Source organism: Actinobacillus ureae ATCC 25976 (genome assembly GCF_000188255.1).
Classification (GTDB): domain Bacteria; phylum Pseudomonadota; class Gammaproteobacteria; order Enterobacterales; family Pasteurellaceae; genus Actinobacillus; species Actinobacillus ureae.
The window spans coordinates 606,079-623,170 of the sequence record NZ_GL831080.1 but is presented as its reverse complement, the minus strand read 5'-3'; the positions used below and the strand labels follow the sequence as shown (position 1 = coordinate 623,170).

Annotated in this window: 12 protein-coding genes, 5 tRNA genes and 3 pseudogenes; 10 read left to right on the top strand and 10 right to left on the bottom strand. The window is 40.0% G+C overall.

From position 1 onward, the window contains the following. Positions 1-36 precede the first annotated feature (36 nt). Both HMPREF0027_RS03145 and HMPREF0027_RS03140 read right to left on the bottom strand, forming a co-directional pair. Positions 37-258 (bottom strand): annotated as a pseudogene (locus HMPREF0027_RS03145) (sulfurtransferase TusA family protein). A gap of 21 nt (positions 259-279) precedes the next feature. After that, positions 280-1,221 (bottom strand): annotated as a pseudogene (locus HMPREF0027_RS03140) (YeeE/YedE family protein). 240 nt (positions 1,222-1,461) lie between these two features. On the opposite strand from HMPREF0027_RS03140, the gene HMPREF0027_RS03135 reads away from it, so the two are divergent. The 5 genes from HMPREF0027_RS03135 (at position 1,462) to HMPREF0027_RS03115 (ending at position 2,035) form a co-directional block, all read left to right on the top strand. After that, a tRNA-Gly gene (locus tag HMPREF0027_RS03135) sits at positions 1,462-1,537 on the top strand. Positions 1,538-1,548: 11 nt separating this feature from the next. Continuing rightward, positions 1,549-1,635: transfer RNA gene (locus HMPREF0027_RS03130), tRNA-Leu, on the top strand. 26 nt (positions 1,636-1,661) lie between these two features. After that, a tRNA-Gly gene (locus tag HMPREF0027_RS03125) sits at positions 1,662-1,737 on the top strand. 11 nt (positions 1,738-1,748) lie between these two features. Beyond that, positions 1,749-1,835, top strand: a tRNA-Leu gene (locus tag HMPREF0027_RS03120). 124 nt (positions 1,836-1,959) lie between these two features. Next, positions 1,960-2,035: transfer RNA gene (locus HMPREF0027_RS03115), tRNA-Gly, on the top strand. A gap of 187 nt (positions 2,036-2,222) precedes the next feature. On the opposite strand, the gene HMPREF0027_RS03110 is transcribed toward HMPREF0027_RS03115, so the two are convergent. The 4 genes from HMPREF0027_RS03110 to HMPREF0027_RS03095 all read right to left on the bottom strand — a co-directional run bounded on the left by HMPREF0027_RS03110 (position 2,223) and on the right by HMPREF0027_RS03095 (position 6,249). Beyond that, on the bottom strand, positions 2,223-2,720 hold the full coding sequence (locus HMPREF0027_RS03110) for a thioredoxin family protein (protein WP_005622182.1): 498 nt from the start codon (positions 2,718-2,720) through the stop codon (positions 2,223-2,225). Between the two features lie 32 nt (positions 2,721-2,752). After that, positions 2,753-3,772, bottom strand: a complete 1,020-nt coding sequence (locus HMPREF0027_RS03105) for a LacI family DNA-binding transcriptional regulator (RefSeq protein ID WP_005622180.1) — start codon at positions 3,770-3,772, stop codon at positions 2,753-2,755. A 68-nt stretch (positions 3,773-3,840) separates the two neighbouring features. Then, positions 3,841-5,274, bottom strand: coding sequence for a glycoside hydrolase family 32 protein (locus tag HMPREF0027_RS03100; protein WP_005622179.1), 1,434 nt, complete (start codon positions 5,272-5,274; stop codon positions 3,841-3,843). A 51-nt stretch (positions 5,275-5,325) separates the two neighbouring features. Further along, the gene (locus tag HMPREF0027_RS03095; RefSeq protein WP_005622177.1) at positions 5,326-6,249 is read right to left on the bottom strand and encodes an aminoimidazole riboside kinase; all 924 of its coding nucleotides are present in this window, start codon (positions 6,247-6,249) and stop codon (positions 5,326-5,328) included. Positions 6,250-6,391: 142 nt separating this feature from the next. Here HMPREF0027_RS03095 and nirK point away from each other — a divergent pair, with 142 nt between their 5' ends. Then, the gene (gene nirK / locus HMPREF0027_RS03090; protein ID WP_005622175.1) at positions 6,392-7,471 is read left to right on the top strand and encodes a copper-containing nitrite reductase; all 1,080 of its coding nucleotides are present in this window, start codon (positions 6,392-6,394) and stop codon (positions 7,469-7,471) included. Positions 7,472-7,650: 179 nt separating this feature from the next. Then, positions 7,651-8,285 (top strand): annotated as a pseudogene (locus HMPREF0027_RS03085) (DUF417 family protein). Positions 8,286-8,432: 147 nt separating this feature from the next. On the opposite strand, the gene miaB reads toward HMPREF0027_RS03085, so the two are convergent. The 4 genes from miaB to HMPREF0027_RS03065 all read right to left on the bottom strand — a co-directional run bounded on the left by miaB (position 8,433) and on the right by HMPREF0027_RS03065 (position 12,734). Next, the gene (miaB, locus tag HMPREF0027_RS03080; RefSeq protein WP_005622169.1) at positions 8,433-9,860 is read right to left on the bottom strand and encodes a tRNA (N6-isopentenyl adenosine(37)-C2)-methylthiotransferase MiaB; all 1,428 of its coding nucleotides are present in this window, start codon (positions 9,858-9,860) and stop codon (positions 8,433-8,435) included. Positions 9,861-10,046: 186 nt separating this feature from the next. Beyond that, the gene (gene crr / locus HMPREF0027_RS03075; RefSeq protein WP_005622167.1) at positions 10,047-10,547 is read right to left on the bottom strand and encodes a PTS glucose transporter subunit IIA; all 501 of its coding nucleotides are present in this window, start codon (positions 10,545-10,547) and stop codon (positions 10,047-10,049) included. 84 nt (positions 10,548-10,631) lie between these two features. Beyond that, positions 10,632-12,353: a phosphoenolpyruvate-protein phosphotransferase PtsI gene (gene ptsI, locus HMPREF0027_RS03070; protein ID WP_005622165.1), complete on the bottom strand. Its 1,722-nt coding sequence runs from the start codon at positions 12,351-12,353 to the stop codon at positions 10,632-10,634. Positions 12,354-12,476: 123 nt separating this feature from the next. Beyond that, entirely contained in the window at positions 12,477-12,734 is a 258-nt protein-coding gene (locus HMPREF0027_RS03065) for an HPr family phosphocarrier protein (protein ID WP_005622163.1), read from the bottom strand. Positions 12,735-13,010: 276 nt separating this feature from the next. On the opposite strand from HMPREF0027_RS03065, the gene thiP reads away from it, so the two are divergent. The 3 genes from thiP (at position 13,011) to HMPREF0027_RS03050 (ending at position 16,838) form a co-directional block, all read left to right on the top strand. After that, positions 13,011-14,594: a thiamine/thiamine pyrophosphate ABC transporter permease ThiP gene (gene thiP, locus HMPREF0027_RS03060; protein WP_005622161.1), complete on the top strand. Its 1,584-nt coding sequence runs from the start codon at positions 13,011-13,013 to the stop codon at positions 14,592-14,594. Next, on the top strand, positions 14,591-15,241 hold the full coding sequence (gene thiQ / locus HMPREF0027_RS03055) for a thiamine ABC transporter ATP-binding protein (protein ID WP_005622159.1): 651 nt from the start codon (positions 14,591-14,593) through the stop codon (positions 15,239-15,241). Before thiP ends, thiQ begins: the two co-directional genes overlap by 4 nt. A gap of 172 nt (positions 15,242-15,413) precedes the next feature. Continuing rightward, positions 15,414-16,838: a sucrose-specific PTS transporter subunit IIBC gene (locus HMPREF0027_RS03050; RefSeq protein ID WP_005622157.1), complete on the top strand. Its 1,425-nt coding sequence runs from the start codon at positions 15,414-15,416 to the stop codon at positions 16,836-16,838. The last annotated feature ends 254 nt before the right edge of the window (positions 16,839-17,092 follow it).

Sequence of the window (17,092 nt, the reverse complement as noted above, 5' to 3'; positions counted from 1 at the left end):
CTATCCCAATTTCAAAATGTCACCGCTTGCTTTTGGTTATTTCACAACAGTAATCGTCCACTTCGCATCATCAATTTGTTCGAAGTCTGTCACGTCATAACCTTCTTCCGCTGCCCAGTTAGGGATAGCTTCGGTAGCTTGAGTACAGTCAAATTAAATGACAAGTTCATCGCCTTTATTTAGTTTTGCCATTGCTTCCTTAGCTTCCACAAGCGGGAAAGGGCAGACTAAACCTGATGTTTCTAATTTTACTTGCATATATTATTCCTTATGTATGGTTTATGCGTTTGCACGCGGTTTAATAATCGTAAAGTAGGCGGCAACCCGAGTGCCTAAAATCATCATTGAGAGCGATACCCAACCTTGCCAAGAAAAGAATGAGGTTTCGACTAAGCCATTACCGATCGAGCAGCCTCCGACAAGTGTAGCGCCGATTCCTATCAATACCCCGCCAGTTGCGCTGTAAACTACAGTTTTACTGTCCGGTACTCTGACTCTGAATTCATTTGCACCTTTCGCAGCAATAAAAGAACCAATTAAAATACCTAAACCGAATTCACGCCCTGTCGGTACGCTAAAGATCCAAGCAAAAATCGCAATAGTGCCGATGATGATAGCTATAACAAACGGATCCCAACGTTTTTCAAATAAAATGTGGGCTAAGCCTGTTTTTTTCGGTTTGAGTGTCGCGACTTTAGCTTTGGGCTTGCGCAGTTGCTGAAAGACGGCAGATCCAGTAATACCAACAATCAGAATGACTAAAATCCAAAGGGAAGTACCAAAACTTTCATAAACGGTTTTATGTTCAATATTGATATTGCGTAATTCACTGTTAAATGAACTTAACGGACCGGTTCTCAGCATTGCACTAAATAGCATATAGGTAGCTAACGCAATCCAACTACCGACTAATCCTTCACCTGCACGGTACCAAGTACCGGTTGCACAACCGCCTGCCAGAATAATGCCGATACCAAAGAGGAAAGCTCCGCTTATAACCGCAACCGGTGTGAAGTTCTCAGCCGGTTGGAAATTAATAAAGCCGACTTCTTGAAGGATAAAAAAGCCTATGGCTTGAATGCTGATTGCAATCAATAATGCGATAAACATCTTTTTGCTTTTTGTGATGTATAGGTCTCGGAATGCACCGGTAATACAAAACCGCCCACGTTACATAACGAAACCAAGCAGTAAGCCACAAAATAGACCTGAAATTAGCATAAGTTCTCCTGACAAATATAAAGTACAATCATTATTAGGAAAACTGAAGCATAGATGCCAATAACTATTCTATTTTCTTTATTGCTTTTTGGAATAATAAACGTATTTCTAGCAAAAAATCGTCAAATGGATTGATTTTTCGCCTAACGAAACTTTTTTTGAAATTTGTGTTTGACAACTTTTCAAAAATCCCTAAAATACCGCTCATAAATCGCTACGCAATAACGTAGCGTTTTTATTGCGGGAATAGCTCAGTTGGTAGAGCACGACCTTGCCAAGGTCGGGGTCGCGAGTTCGAACCTCGTTTCTCGCTCCATTTTAAGATGAGCCCGAGTGGCGGAATCGGTAGACGCAAGGGATTTAAAATCCCTCGCCTTTCGGGGCGTGCCAGTTCAAGTCTGGCCTCGGGCACCATTTTAGAATGGCAAAATTTAAATTATGCGGGAATAGCTCAGTTGGTAGAGCACGACCTTGCCAAGGTCGGGGTCGCGAGTTCGAGCCTCGTTTCCCGCTCCATATTAAGATGAGCCCGAGTGGCGGAATAGGTAGACGCAAGGGATTTAAAATCCCTCGCCTTTCGGGGCGTGCCAGTTCAAGTCTGGCCTTGGGCACCATTCGATAATAAACTACCAAATTATTTAAATTTAAAATAAGACAAGGCGACGAGCTGAAGATAGTACAAATAGTACAGCGAAGCGAAGGCTACGCAGTATTATTTTAAATTGAAATAATTTCAATGCGGGAATAGCTCAGTTGGTAGAGCACGACCTTGCCAAGGTCGGGGTTGCGAGTTCGAGCCTCGTTTCCCACTCCATTTTATCAATTCAAAATAAGATAGCACCATGAGGTGCTTTTTTTATATTTAAAATTTCTCTTTCCTCAAGCAAGCAGCGTATTCCGAAGTTTTATACGTATTATCATTTGTTTTATATAAAAAGTCTTATATAGAAAACCCACCTATTAGGGCTTAATTGCACTTGTAAGGTGGGTTTATCAATAGCTTATGCGTTCTTCGTTAAAATCGCTAATAATTCCGCTTCGACTTGTTTACCAAATTTGCCCATACGGAAATCGGCTTTTAGTTCGTCAAATTTTTCCGGCTCCGCTTCAATTTTCTGTTTTAAGAATTGCGGAAATTCACATAAAACTAATTCAGTTTTGTCGTTACGAATATCAAAGATACTTGGAATTTTCTGTGCAGAAATAACCGCTTGTTGTTGCTCATCACTGTCAAAATGCTTACGCTCTTTGTTATCTTTACGTGAAACGTATTTCACTTTGATATTCGGATTGAGCTTCGTCATACGTTGGAAGTAAGCCACGATTTCGACACAATCAGGACAATAAGGCTCAGCCATCACTAGCCAGTCACCTTGTACACCGAGTGCTTTAAGCTTTTCTTCGGTTTCTGCTTCCAGTTTAACATCAACGTAAACCTCAAGCTGATTTTCACGGTCTTCGTCACTGCTAAATTCTAAATATTCATAAAAATGTGCCATAGGAGATCCTTTTAAAAATAACTATATTTGTTTTAGTGTCGCCAAATAATTTCGCAATCAACTTTGGCGTTACTAATTGCTTTGCGTTGTAGCTTTTCTCGCATAAGCTGGAATGTTTTCAGCGCAATTTGTTCATGATCTTGTGCAATCGAGTGAATATGAAACGGCAAAGCGTCTAATAAGTGATGATCATCAAAGGTTGCTAAATGTAACTCTTGATTCATCAATTTTGCCATTTGCTTATGTTCGGTCAAATAGCGTAATACACCTTCCAAAATTGTGTAAGAGGCGGTAAATACCGCTTCGGGTAAACGTCCCAAGCGTTCAACGATTTCGGCAAACATTTGATAGCCCGATTCCGGTTGGTAATCTTTATGTAAAATCCAACTGCTTTGTGCTGCTAAGTGTGATTGCTCCAAGCCTTCATAGAAGCCTTCTAGACGAGAGGCGCTCGGTGAAAGCGATAATTGACCGCCTAAATAGAAAAATTCTTTCGGTTGATAAGCACGTACGATATTTTCCACCAATTTCGCCACACTTGGTGTGTCATCACTGATAATGTAATTTAGCTCCAAATTCGGAATATGGCGGTCGATATGCAAGACCGGTGTATGGCGAATGATTTTTTGATAATAGTTCGGATCTTGGTGAGTTGGTGCGGTAATCAGCAAATCGACCTGACGATCCAATAAGCGCTCAATCACCAGTTTTTCTTGTTGCGGATTATCATCGGAACAGGCTATCACTAGCTGTAAACCATTTTCTCGGCATAGCTTTTCAAGATTACGAGCGGTGGATGCAAAGCCGTAATTGGTGAGATCCGGAATCACCAAACCAATAACGTTAGAGCGTTGTGCTTGTAATGCTTTGGCATAAACATTAGCACGATAGCCGTATTGCTCGGCAATCGCTTGTACTTTTTGGCGAGTTTCAGGCTTGATACGAAAATCATCACTTTTACCGTTAAGAATCATACTCGCGGTCGTTTTTGATACCCCACTGAGTGCGGCGATATCATTGAGCGTTAGGCGTTTTTTAGGTTTTGATTCCACGGTTTTTTCCTCAAAATGATTTTTGTATGGAAGTAAAACGGCACAAGTTTTACTTGTGCCTTATTATTTTAATTTTGGATTTGAATTGCCTGCACTTGGGCAACTTGTACGGTTATCGGACGAGAAGTTTCTAACAGATTGATTCGATTTGCAATAAAGAATCGTAATGTCATCACTTTTTCTCCGCTATTGATGAAAATTTCTACCACAGAACGGTCAAAGAAAATCTCTAAGCTGTCGAGTTTATCCACTTGGCAATGACGAAGGCTACCAAATTTTTCCATTAAATCGGTCTGCTCCGTTGCACTGCGATCTAGTGTTAATAAACCGTTCCCATAACGTAAGCCCAATGTTTGTCCGTTATCATTGCTAAAGAAGTTTAATGCAAGCGGTTGATTTTCGACAGAAATTTGCAAATAAGCCGTATCAAGATTGTCGATTGCAATTTTTTGGTCAATTTCGACCGCTTGTTTTGCGGCGAGTTGAACGATTGGTGTCTGCTGAATTTTACCGTTTGCTACTTTTATTTGGCGTGGCAGGCTTAAGGTTGAATGCCATTTATATTTATCAGTCGGATAAGTTAAATCCGGTAAGCCGACCCAACCGAATACGATACGATCCGTATTTTGTACCGATTGCGGAGCATAGAAATCAAAACCGTAGTCCAGCTCTTCAATATGCTCGGCTGTTAGGTTATTCCCCTCTAATTTGCCCAGCGCATAGGTAGCGTGATAATTGTTTTGGAACTGATGCGCCTCACGTAATTTACCTTGTGGCGACCAAACAAACACATCTTTACCGCCAAGTTGGAACAGATCCGGACATTCCCACATAAACACATGGCTGTTATCAAAGTCTTTTACCGCTAATTCAGAAATTAAACGAGGCGTGCTATCGAGATCGTCCATTTCATACACTAAGCAAGTTCCGGTTAGGTTCTCACGTTGTGCGCCAAGCACAAAGCGAATTTTACCTTCTGTGGTAATAAATGGTTTAGGATCACGAACATGCTCGGTATAGCCAGCCGGCGCTTGATCGATAATGCAACGTTTTTCCAATAATTTGCCCGATTTATCAAAAATCGCAATATTTTGGTGCGGAACACGTTGGTTATCGCTGGCACGACGAGTATTACCGGTGTAAAACGCTACGATTTTGTTTTGCCACATAATTGCACCGCCTGAATAGCAACCATGTGATTCAAACATTTCATCCGGGATCAAACGGTCGAATTTTTCAAAAGTTTGGAAATCTCGGGTAATAAAATGTTCCCAGTGTTTCATTCCATGCAAGGCATCATAAGGGAACCATTGTGCAAAGATATGGTATTTCTCACCGTCAAAAATTAAACCGTTCGGATCGTTAAATAAACCGGTTTGTGGCGCTAAATGGTAGGTTGGATAGAAATCCTTATCGGAATGTACGGTTTGGCGGATTGTGGCTAATTCGCCTTGTTCTACTGCGTGAAGACTTTTGTATTTGCCGTTATTGAAAATGTGCATAGTAAAATCCTAAATTGCAAAAAAGCGGTGAAATTTCACCGCTTGTTGTGATTATTGCGCTAAAAATGCTTCTAGCTCTGCTTTGTTTGGTAATGCTGACATTGCACCTTTTGCTGTTGTCGCTAAAGCGCCAGAAGCATTCGCTTTACGAATAACATCCACTAATACGCTTTCGTCTTTCCAATCCGCAACTTGTGATAAACCGGCAAGTAAGCCACTTACGAATGCGTCGCCGGCACCGGTGGTATCAACCGGTTTTAACGCTTTGCCCACAACCACTTGGCTGTTACCGTTTAAGTGATAAATCGCACCGTCTTTACCTAAAGTAATAATGATTAATTTCTCCGGATATTGCGCGGTAATCACTTGAGTTGCTTGTTCAAGTGTAGTGGTATTGGTTAACAGCGTTAATTCTTCTTCAGAGAATTTAAGTACATCTGCCATCGCTACCACGCTATTTACCACTTGTTTCATCTCATCAAGACTTGCCCAAAGTGATTCACGTAAATTCGGGTCAAATGAGAAGAAACCGCCCGCCTCTTTTACACGGCGAATCGCTTCAATTGTGGTAGAACGTGATGGATCGTTAATTAATGCGATAGAGCAGCAATGTAGGAAATCGCCTTTTTGGAAGGTCGGCAAATCACTCACTTCAAGGAATTGATCCGCACTTGGATTTACCATAAAGGTAAAGCTGCGCTCACCGTCATCTAAACCAACAATTACCGTAGAAGTACGTTGTTTCAGATCGAGGATCATATGTTCTGTCGAAACTTTTTCCGCATTAAGAGTTTGCTGCATAAATTTGCCAAGCGGATCTAAACCTACTCGACCAATAAAACCAGCTTCTACGCCTAAACGTGAAACCCCTACCGCAACGTTTGCCGGTGCACCGCCCGCACATTTTAAATAGTGATTTTCACCGTCCGGAATTAAATCAACCACCGCATCGCCGGTTACCCAAATCTTGCTCATACACGCTCTTTATCTAGTAAAAAATAGTTAATTTATCTTAGCTAAAACGGTTTAGTTTTGCAAAAACTATTTCAAATTCTACCGCTTACTGACTTTAGTCAGTATAATTTAATTGAAGGTTTCATACACGAAGGAATTACCGATGAAAAAGTCTCTTATTGCCCTCTGTTTTGCAGCATTTTTAGCGAATGCCCCATTAATGGCAGAGCAAACAATAGCTGAAAATCTAGATTTAACTCCGGTTAAAAATTTGCCAAAAATTGAGGCGGAATTAACCGTTACACCGGATGTTCCCAAGCCGTTAACACGCAATACACCGGCAAGAGTAGTGGTTAAGCTCGAGACATTAGAAAAAGTGATGGAAATCGAAAAAGGGGTGAAATTTAAATATTGGACGTTCAACGGTTCAACGCCGGCACCTTTTATTCGAGTCCGAGAAGGGGATATGGTCGAAGTACAAGTATCCAATCCGGCAAATGGCAAAATGGCACATGCGGTTGATTTTCACTCTGCCGCTGCACCGGACGGTGGGGCAAAAGCAAGTTTAACCGAAATCGGTAAGCAAACAACGTTTGCCTTTCGTGCAATGTCACCGGGATTATATTTATACCATTGCGGTGCCGATCCGGTTTCAGTACATTTAGGCAAAGGGATGTTCGGTTTAATGCTGGTAGAACCAAAAGAGGGATTACCGAAAGTCGATAAAGAATTCTATTTAATGCAAAATGAATTTTACGTGAAAGACGGCACGAATCCTGAACTGAAAATTTTCGATATGATAAAAGCGAGTTATGAATTACCTGACTATGTTGTGTTTAACGGTAAGGTCGGTTCAACATTGGGCGAAAATGCTCTTAAAGCTAAAGTTGGCGAGAAAGTGCGTTTGTTTGTTGGCAATGCCGGACCAAATAAAATTTCTTCTTTCCATTTAATCGGCAAGCCGTTTGATACGGTATATGTGGAAGGCGGTTCACTTAAAAATCATCATGTGCAAACCACGCTGATTCCGGCAGGCGGTGTCACTGTGGTTGAAATGGAAATGAAGGTGCCGGGCGAATATACCTTTATTGATCACAGTATTTTTAGAACCGATAAAGGGGCAAAAGGTAAGTTAATTGTTGAAGGCGCAGAAAATCCGGAAATTTATACTGGTAAAACCAACGAACAGAAATACGATAAAGTAAATCCGGATGCGGATATTGATGCGGGCTATGTTCATTAAATTTGGCGAGATAATAAGCATTTTTTATGCTTTTTTGATATAAGAGTATATTGATTAGGCTTTTTAATTATAAATTAAAATTTATTTTCTTTTACCTGTAAGAAATACTTATTAAGGGGTACGAAACGATGATAAGAAACCGTTTCTTATCCTTGAATTTGTATTTATAGAGGTTAAAAATGAACGCATTTAACAGTTTTGTTGAATTTGTTGCGAAAATCGTTGCACCGATGCAGCGTCAATTTATCAACTTTATTCGTATTGCGATTTTTATCTTAATGGCATGGATTGGCGGACTTAAAGTATGCCATATGAAGCGGACGGTATTGCGCATTTTGTGTCGAATAGCCCATTCTTCAGTTATATGTATGAAAAAGGTCCGAACCTAGTAGCGAATGATAAAGGCGAAATGGTAATGGAATATACCTTACATAAAAATCCTGAAGGTAAAATGGTGGCGAAAAATATTGAATGGCATAAATAAAACGGCACTTACACCGCTTCTTATATTATCGGTGCAACGATTGTAACCGTTGGTATTTTAACCTTACTTGGTATTTGGAATGCGAAGGCAGGTTTAGCAGGTGGTTTACTTACCTTTGGTATGTCGATTGTCACGCTCTCTTTCTTAATTACGACACCGGAGGCATGGGTACCGAACCTTGGCGGTGATATGCCGACGCCGGCACACGGCTTCCCTTATTTATCTGGCGTTGGTCGCTTAATCGTAAAAGATATTATTATGATGGCAGGCGGTTTAACCGCAGCGGCAGAATGTACGAATCGTATTCTTGCACGTACGAAAGTTGCATAAGAAGAGAAGTAAACAATATTTAGCAAGCGGTCTTTTTTGCTGCAAGATTTGTAAAAAATAAGTCGAATTTGACCGCTTGTTACAGCTGTCTCTAACGTTTGTACATAAAAAAACTCAGCCAAATGGCTGAGTTTTTTGTCTAAGCTTTTACAGATTTACCACGTATTTGCCGACGCCTAGTTCGTCTTCTTTACGCGTACGAGCAATCACGCTTGCCGCAGATTCTACGACACGTAAGCCCATTTCGTCTTCGGTTCGCACTACATCGCCACGTAATGAGTTGGTATAAACATCGGTGATTTTAATATCCACAAATTTACCAATCATATCCGGTATGCCTTGGAAATTAACGATACGGTTGTTTTCAGTACGGCCGGTTAATTCCATAATATCTTTTTTAGACGGGCCTTCCACCAGTACACGTTGTTCCGTGCCTAACATTGCACGGCTGAATTGCATAGCTTGGTGATTTATACGCTGTTGTAAACGTGCTAAACGTTCTTTTTTCTCTTCTTCCGAAATATCATCCGGTAAGTCAGCTGCAGGAGTACCCGGGCGAGCAGAGTAGATAAAACTGAAGCTCATATCAAAGTTGACTTGTTCGATCACTTTCATGGTTTGTTCGAAGTCTTCCGCAGTTTCACCCGGGAAGCCAACGATAAAGTCTGAACTGATCTGAATATTCGGACGAACTTCACGTAGTTTACGAATGATCGCTTTATACTCTAATGCCGTATGGTTACGTTTCATCATAGTTAATACACGATCCGCACCACTTTGAATCGGTAAGTGTAAGAAACTTACTAATTCAGGTGTATCACGATAAACTTCAATGATGTCATCGGTAAATTCAATCGGGTGGCTGGTGGTGTAGCGTACACGGTCGATACCATCAATCGCCGCAACTAAACGCAGTAGCTCTGCAAATGTGCAAATGCCACCGTCAAAAGTTTCACCACGATAAGCATTTACGTTTTGGCCAAGTAAGTTCACTTCACGTACGCCTTGTTCCGCTAATTGTGCGATTTCAAATAATACGTCATCCACCGGACGAGAAACTTCTTCACCGCGAGTATAAGGTACTACGCAGAATGAGCAGTATTTATTACAACCTTCCATAATTGAAACGAAAGCAGTTGGGCCTTCGGCACGAGGCTCCGGTAAGCGGTCAAATTTTTCAATTTCCGGGAAAGAAATATCAACGATCGCACGGTCACCGCCACGGATTTTGTTGATCATTTCCGGTAAACGGTGCAATGTTTGTGGGCCGAATACGATATCAACAAACGGTGCACGCTCACGAATGTGCTCACCTTCTTGTGAAGCCACACAACCGCCTACACCGATAATTAATTCCGGTTTATCTTTTTTCCAGTTTTTCCAGCGACCAAGTTGCGAGAATACTTTTTCTTGTGCTTTTTCACGAATTGAGCAGGTATTAAGTAATAAAACGTCCGCTTCTTCCGGTTTATTGGTAAGCTCTAGCCCGTGAGTAGAATTTAAAAGATCCGCCATTTTTGATGAGTCGTACTCATTCATTTGGCAGCCCCAAGTTGTAATATGTAATTTCGCCATAATGTCTCAAAAATAATAAGTTATTAATAAGTAGAAAATAAAAGCGTAAAGAGAAATCCCTTTACGCAAAAACTTGTGTCCATTTTACCCGTTTGATTATTTTTTCGCTATAACTAAATAAAATTAGACCAATAAAAATGCCACGATATTTTACTATCGTGGCAGTTATTTATTCAACTAAATCAATTATTTAGTTAATGTTAATACAACGCTTTCACCAGCAACAACTTGACCGACTTTTTTGTCTAAGTTGCTGATTTCGTCCATATTAGAAATTACAACCGGTGTTAATACTGATTTTGCTTTGCTTTCAAGTAATTCTAAATCAAATTTGATAATCGGGTCACCAGCTTTTACTGATTGGCCTTCTTGAGCTACACGGGTAAAACCTTCACCTTTTAATTCAACCGTATCAATACCGAAGTGAACGAATAATTCAACACCTTCATCTGATTCAATTGAGAATGCGTGGTTTGTTTCGAAAATTTTACCGATAGTACCGTTTACTGGCGCAACGATTGTGTCACCGTTTGGTCGAATTGCAACACCGTCACCAACGATTTTTTCAGAGAAAACAACATCTGGTACATCTTCGATGTTTACGATTTCACCTGAAAGAGGCGCATAAACTTTAACCTCTTTTGCCGCTGCTTGTTTTGAGCCAAATAATTTGTCGAAAAAGCCCATAGAAATCTCCGTTATTTAAATAATAAACAAAATTCTCGTACATTCTATACGAGAATTCTGTTTTTGTATGCTATTTATTGAAAATTAGTTCAGTTTAGCATAAAAATCGTTAACTAATTTTTCAATGTCAGCTGCTGTCGGCTGTGCTAATGCCTCGTCTGCCAATGCTTTTGCATCTGCATAGTTGATTGAGCGCGCAAGTTTTTTCACGTGAGGCACAGAAATTGCACTCATACTAAACTCGTCTAAGCCCATACCTAATAATAATGCCGTTGCACGAACATCGCCGGCTAATTCACCACACATACCAGTCCATTTACCTTCAGCGTGCGACGCATCAATTACTTGTTTGATTAAGTTTAATACTGATGGGCTTAATGGGTTGTAAAGGTGGGCAATGATTTCATTACCACGGTCAACCGCTAAGGTATATTGGGTTAAGTCATTGGTACCGATACTAAAGAAGTCAGCTTCTTTCGCAAGGTGACGTGCATTTACCGCCGCTGACGGAGTCTCAACCATGATACCTAATTGAAGGTTTTCATCGAATGCTTTACCTTCGGCACGTAGCTGTTCTTTTAATTCCGCAACGATTGCTTTTAATTCACGAATCTCTTCAACAGAGATAATCATCGGGAACATTACTGCTAATTTACCGAATGCAGAAGCACGTAATACCGCACGTAATTGCGTATTTAAGATTTCACGACGTGTTAAACCGATACGCACCGCACGCCAACCTAAGAATGGGTTCATTTCTTTTGGTAAGTTTAAGTACGGTAATTCTTTGTCGCCGCCGATATCCATGGTACGTAACACAACTTGTTTACCGCCCATTGCTTCAACAATTTCTTTATATGCTTGGAATTGTTCTTCTTCGCCTGGTAATTCGCTACGATCCATAAATAAGAATTCAGTACGATATAAACCGACAGATTCACCACCATTACGTAATACACCATCAACATCACGGATTGTACCGATGTTACCTGCAACTTCGATACGGTGACCGTCTAAGGTTTCCGCCGGTAATTCTTTTAATTTTGCAAGTTCTGCTTTCTCTGCCGCTACACCTTCTTGAACCGCTTTGAATTCTGCGATTTCTGCGTCTGAAGGATTAATGTGAATTTGGTTATTTACTGCATCTAAAATTAATGTATCGCCGGTTTTAACACGTGCGGTAATATCATTTGTACCAACGATGGCAGGAAGCTCTAATGAACGAGCCATAATAGAAGTGTGAGATGTACGGCCGCCAATATCAGTAATAAAGCCTAATACTTTATCTAAGTTTAATTGTGCCGTTTCAGAAGGTGTTAAGTCATAAGCAACAAGAATAACTTCTTCTTGAATATCACCTAAATCAATGATGTGCATACCAAGAATATTACGTAATAAACGGTTACCGATATCGCGGATATCGCCAGCACGTTCTTTTAAGTATTCATCATCAATTTCTGCTAGCATAGACGCTTGCATATCAATCACTTTACTTGTAGCAACATCTGCAGTTACAAGGTTATCAGCAATATAGCCTAAGATTTCTTCTTCAAGCTCTTCATCTTCTAAGATCATTAAGTGACCTTCAAAGATAGCTTCTTTTTCTTCACCAAGAGTGCGTCTAGCTTTTTCTTTAATTGCAGTTAATTGTGCTGCGGCTTTTTCACGACCAGCAAAGAATTTCGCTTTTTCAACTTCGATTTGATCCGCTGTGATTTTCTGAGTATTGAGTACGATTGGCTCTTCTTTTAATACGAGTGCTTTGCCAAACACAACGCCTGGAGAAGCTGCGATACCTGTAATCATAGTCTGTCCTTGTTTTAAAAGTGATTCGGTAATGCTTAGATAGCATAATACAACCCTATTACTCCACTTTATGATTTAGTCGAGTAGGATAGGGTTGTCTTGTAAATTGGAGCTAAAGAATAATTATTCTAAAGTAGGAATTAAATCTACTAAGAAATCAACTGCTTTTTGCTCGTCTTCACCTTCCGCAGAAATAGTGATTGTTGTACCTTGAGTTAAGCCTAAAGTTTGAAGTTTGAATAAACTTTTTGCGCTTGAGCTTTTACCGCCAGAAGCTACGGTAATGTCTGAAGCGAAACCTTTAGCTGCTTTTACAAACTCAGCTGCTGGGCGAGTGTGTAAACCGTTAGGTGCAGTAATAACAACGTCTTTTGAGTACATAGAAAATTCCTCTTGAATTTTTAAAGTGAAAAAAATCAGTTTTGATCATCAAACCTATTACTATTTGTGCTAACTTTACTACAAAAAAGATCTAAAAACACGCTCAAAACCGGAAAAACTTGTGATAAAGGTTGAATATTAGCGTATTTATTAACCAAAATGAGTTAACTTTGCCCCATATCAATTTTTACGAGACAAAATATAACCAAACGTTTGCGTAAAAATAGTTTAAAAAAATGTTAAAATAAATCGATTAATTTTATTACTGAGGAAATAATGTTTCATTCTGTATCAAAATTCCCCGCGTGGTTAATATATATTACCATTGTCGCTATTTATATTTTTAGTTTGTTTGCATTGGTCGGACATCAGCAAGAGGAGACGGTTTGGCAATTTTCAGAAATGCTGCCTATTTTAAAATATAGTGTGTTACAAGCTGGGTTGTCAGCGTTATTTTCTATTTTATTTGGTGTCTTATTAGCCCGTTCTTTTTTTTATTTAGATTTTGTTGGTAAATCTATTCTCTATAAAATCATTTCTTTTGTTTGGGCGTTGCCTTCGCTTGTTGTTATTTTTGCCATTATTGGTTTCTGGGGAAGTGCAGGGGTATTTGCTTACTTTCTTCAATTTCTAGGCTTGAAGTGGGAACTGCAACTTTACGGTTTGCATGGTATTTTGCTTGCTCATTTATTTTTCAATATTCCTTTTGTGATGAAATATAGCTTAGATGGTTTAAATCTTATTCCAAATGGGCGATACCGTTTAGCGGCACAACTTAATTTGCAAGGTTGGAATTATTTCCGTGTCGTTGAATTGCCGACCTTAAAAAGTATTTTGCCTTATGTTTTCGCTAATGTATTTCTGATCTGTTTTACCAGTTTTCCTATTGTGCTTATCTTGGGTGGAAGCCCTAAATACAGCACCTTAGAAGTTGCAATTTATCAAGCGGTCACTTTTGAGTTTGATTTTGCAAAAGCTACTATGCTGATTATGCTGCAATTGGCAGTAGGGCTTTTGTTACAATTATTGATGGATATAGCGAGTAAAATGGCGTTTAAAGAGACAAGGCAAGCGCCCTTGCCGGTGGAGTTATGGAAGCCAAAGCCTTTTGGTTGGCGAAAGCTGGGCTTGCAAGCAGTGCTTTTTTTGCAAAGTTCTGCCATTATTTTACCGCTTGTCACTATCTTATGGGCGGGAATATCCGTTTCCGATTTTGGTGAGCGCTTACTCAATCCAAGCTTATGGCAAGCGGTTTGGTTTTCTTTCTTATTAAGCCTAATCGCCTCGAGCGTAGTGTTAGTGTTAGCATATTTATTAGCTTTAGAAACACGAAAATTGGCATTTGCAAATAAAAAATGGCAATACGGATTATTAAACAGTGTGGCAACTTACCCACTGATTTTTCCGGTATTTTTATTAGCGGTAGGGTTATTTGTCTTATTAATTGATGTGGAATTAAGTAGTACGCAATTATTATGGTTAGTCGGAGTGTGTAACGGTGTAATTCTTTTACCTTATATTTATCGACTGATATTTGCCGCTATGTGGCATTCGTTTACTGCGCAAGATAAATTAGCCCGCAGCCTTGGTTTAACCGGATTTCGCCGTTGGTGGATAGTGGAAAAAGATCACTTAATTCGACCGCTTATTAGTGCCTTTGCTTTTGCAATGTCTTCCAGTCTAGGCAGCTTTGCGGTGATTGCATTTTTTGGCAGTCCGGATTTTAGTTCTCTGCCTTATTTATTATACCAACAGCTAGGCAGCTATCGAACCGAAGATGCGGCGGTCACCGCTTTAGTATTGATGTTATTTACCTTATTGCCGTTTTTATTTATTGAACATAAAGAGCATATTAAATGATTCGCTTAGATGTAGATTTTGATTATGAACAAATGCCAATGTGCTTTGTGTTGGATGTACCGAAAGGGCAGCGAGTGGCTATAGTCGGGGAAAGTGGCGCAGGAAAAAGCACTTTGTTGAATCTGATTGCCGGTTTTGAAATGCCGACAAGCGGTCAAATTTGGCTAAATTCTTGCAATCATACGGCGACACAAGTGGCGGAACGCCCTGTATCTATGCTGTTTCAAGATAATAATGTGTTTCCGCACTTAACTGTTGAACAAAATATCGGATTGGCGTTAGTTGCTAGTTTGAAGCTGAATGATGCACAGCAACAACAAGTTCAGCAGATTGCCCAACAAATGGGGATTGCCGATTTACTTAAACGAAGAGCCGATCAGCTTTCCGGAGGGCAAAAACAACGGGTAGCGCTTGCTAGAACGTTGTTACGCAAACAACCGATTCTGTTATTAGACGAACCATTTTCAGCGCTTGATCCGAAACGTCGTGAAGAATTGCAGCTACTGGTTGCGGATATTTGTGAGCAAGCGGAACTGACTTTATTAATGGTGACGCACCAATTAGAAGAGAGTCGAGCACTTTTTGATCGAGTGATTACGGTGGAAAATGGTCAGATTGTTTCTGACCAGTTAATGAATGCAGTTTAATAAGAAATTAACTTTGTTTGTACAAAATTTATTCATTAATTGTTGCTAAACTTGCTAAAATTGTGATCTAATTGACAAAACTAAAACGTTTTAGCAAAATTTGCTTTGTTAGCTAAACCGTTTTAGTTAAAATGCAATCGTTTAATTTTTATATAAAAATAGGTGGCAAACTATGAACTTCCCGAAAATTGCGGAGCAAACGATCGAGAAACTCGGTGGCAAAAGCAACATCACAACGCTTGCACACTGTGCAACACGTTTACGTTTAACCCTTTCGGATGAATCAAAAGTAGATAAAGAAGCGATTGAGAATATCGAAGGCGTTAAAGGTCAATTCTCAACCAGCGGTCAGTACCAAATTATTTTTGGTTCAGGCACAGTAAACAAAGTACACGCTGAAATGCAAAAACAAATGGGCATCGGCGATATGAGTACTTCTGAAGTTGCGGCAGCAGGTAGTACGGCAAACCAACCATTATTACAACGTTTAGTGAAAGGCTTAGCGGATATTTTCGTGCCTATCATTCCTGCAATTGTAGCCGGTGGTTTGTTGATGGGTATCCACTCAATGCTGACTTCGGTCGGTTTCTTCTGGGAAGGTGAGTCAGTTGCGACTAAATACCCTGAGTTTGCAGATTTAATTGATTTTATCAACACCATTGCAAATGCACCGTTTGTATTCTTACCGGTATTACTGGGTTTCTCAGCAACGCGTAAATTCGGTGGTAACCCGTTCTTAGGTGCGGCACTCGGTATGTTATTAGTTCACCCTGCATTAGCAGATGGTTGGAACTATGCGAAAACCTTAATGGAAGGTAACATCAAATACTGGAACGTACTTGGTTTTGAAATTGAAAAAGTCGGTTATCAAGGTACAGTAATCCCAACTATCGTTTCTGCTTGGGTGTTAGCAACCCTTGAAAAAGGTTTCCGTAAATTTGTACCTTCTTATTTAGATAACCTTGTGACACCGATGATGTCTTTATTCATCGCAGGTGTGTTAGCTTTCACTGTAATCGGTCCATTCGGTCGTGAAGCGGGTTCAGCGATTTCAGCAGGCTTAACTTGGTTATACGACAGCTTAGGTTTTATCGGCGGCGCAATCTTCGGTACATTCTATGCACCAATCGTAATTACCGGTATGCACCAAACCTTTATTGCGGTAGAAACGCAATTATTAGCGGAAGTAGCGAACACTGGCGGTACATTTATCTTCCCAATCGCTGCAATGTCTAACATCGCACAAGGTGCGGCGTGTTTAGGTGTGGCGTTCGCAATGAAAGATGCGAAAGTACGCGGTTTAGCCGTGCCTTCTGGTATCTCAGCATTATTAGGTATCACTGAGCCGGCGATGTTCGGTGTGAACTTACGTTACCGTCAAGCATTTATTACTGCGATGATCGGTTCAGGTTTAGCGTCTGCGTTTATCGCATTCTTTAACGTAAAAGCAATCGCATTAGGTGCGGCAGGTTTCTTAGGTGTGCCTTCAATCAAACCAGATAGCCTTGCAATGTACTCTGTAGGTATGGCAATTTCATTTATCGTTGCGTTCTCAATCTCAGCGGTATGGGTGAAAAAAGCACAAGCTAAAAAATAATTGCTGGCAGTAAAATAATGGCATAGTAGACAAAAAGGTTGGTGTTTTGCAAAACTATGCCTCTATTGGACAAAAGGGTTGGTAATGATTATTTTTAGATCATCATTACCGACTCTTTTTATTTAAAAAGTCCTGTATAAACAATATCTTATGTTTTCTCGTTAAACCACTATGCGGGCGTAATTTATCTTTCAGTTCTTTAAATAGCCCTTCTATCCTATTTGTCGTCTTTTCAATATTTAAGGGGCTGTAGT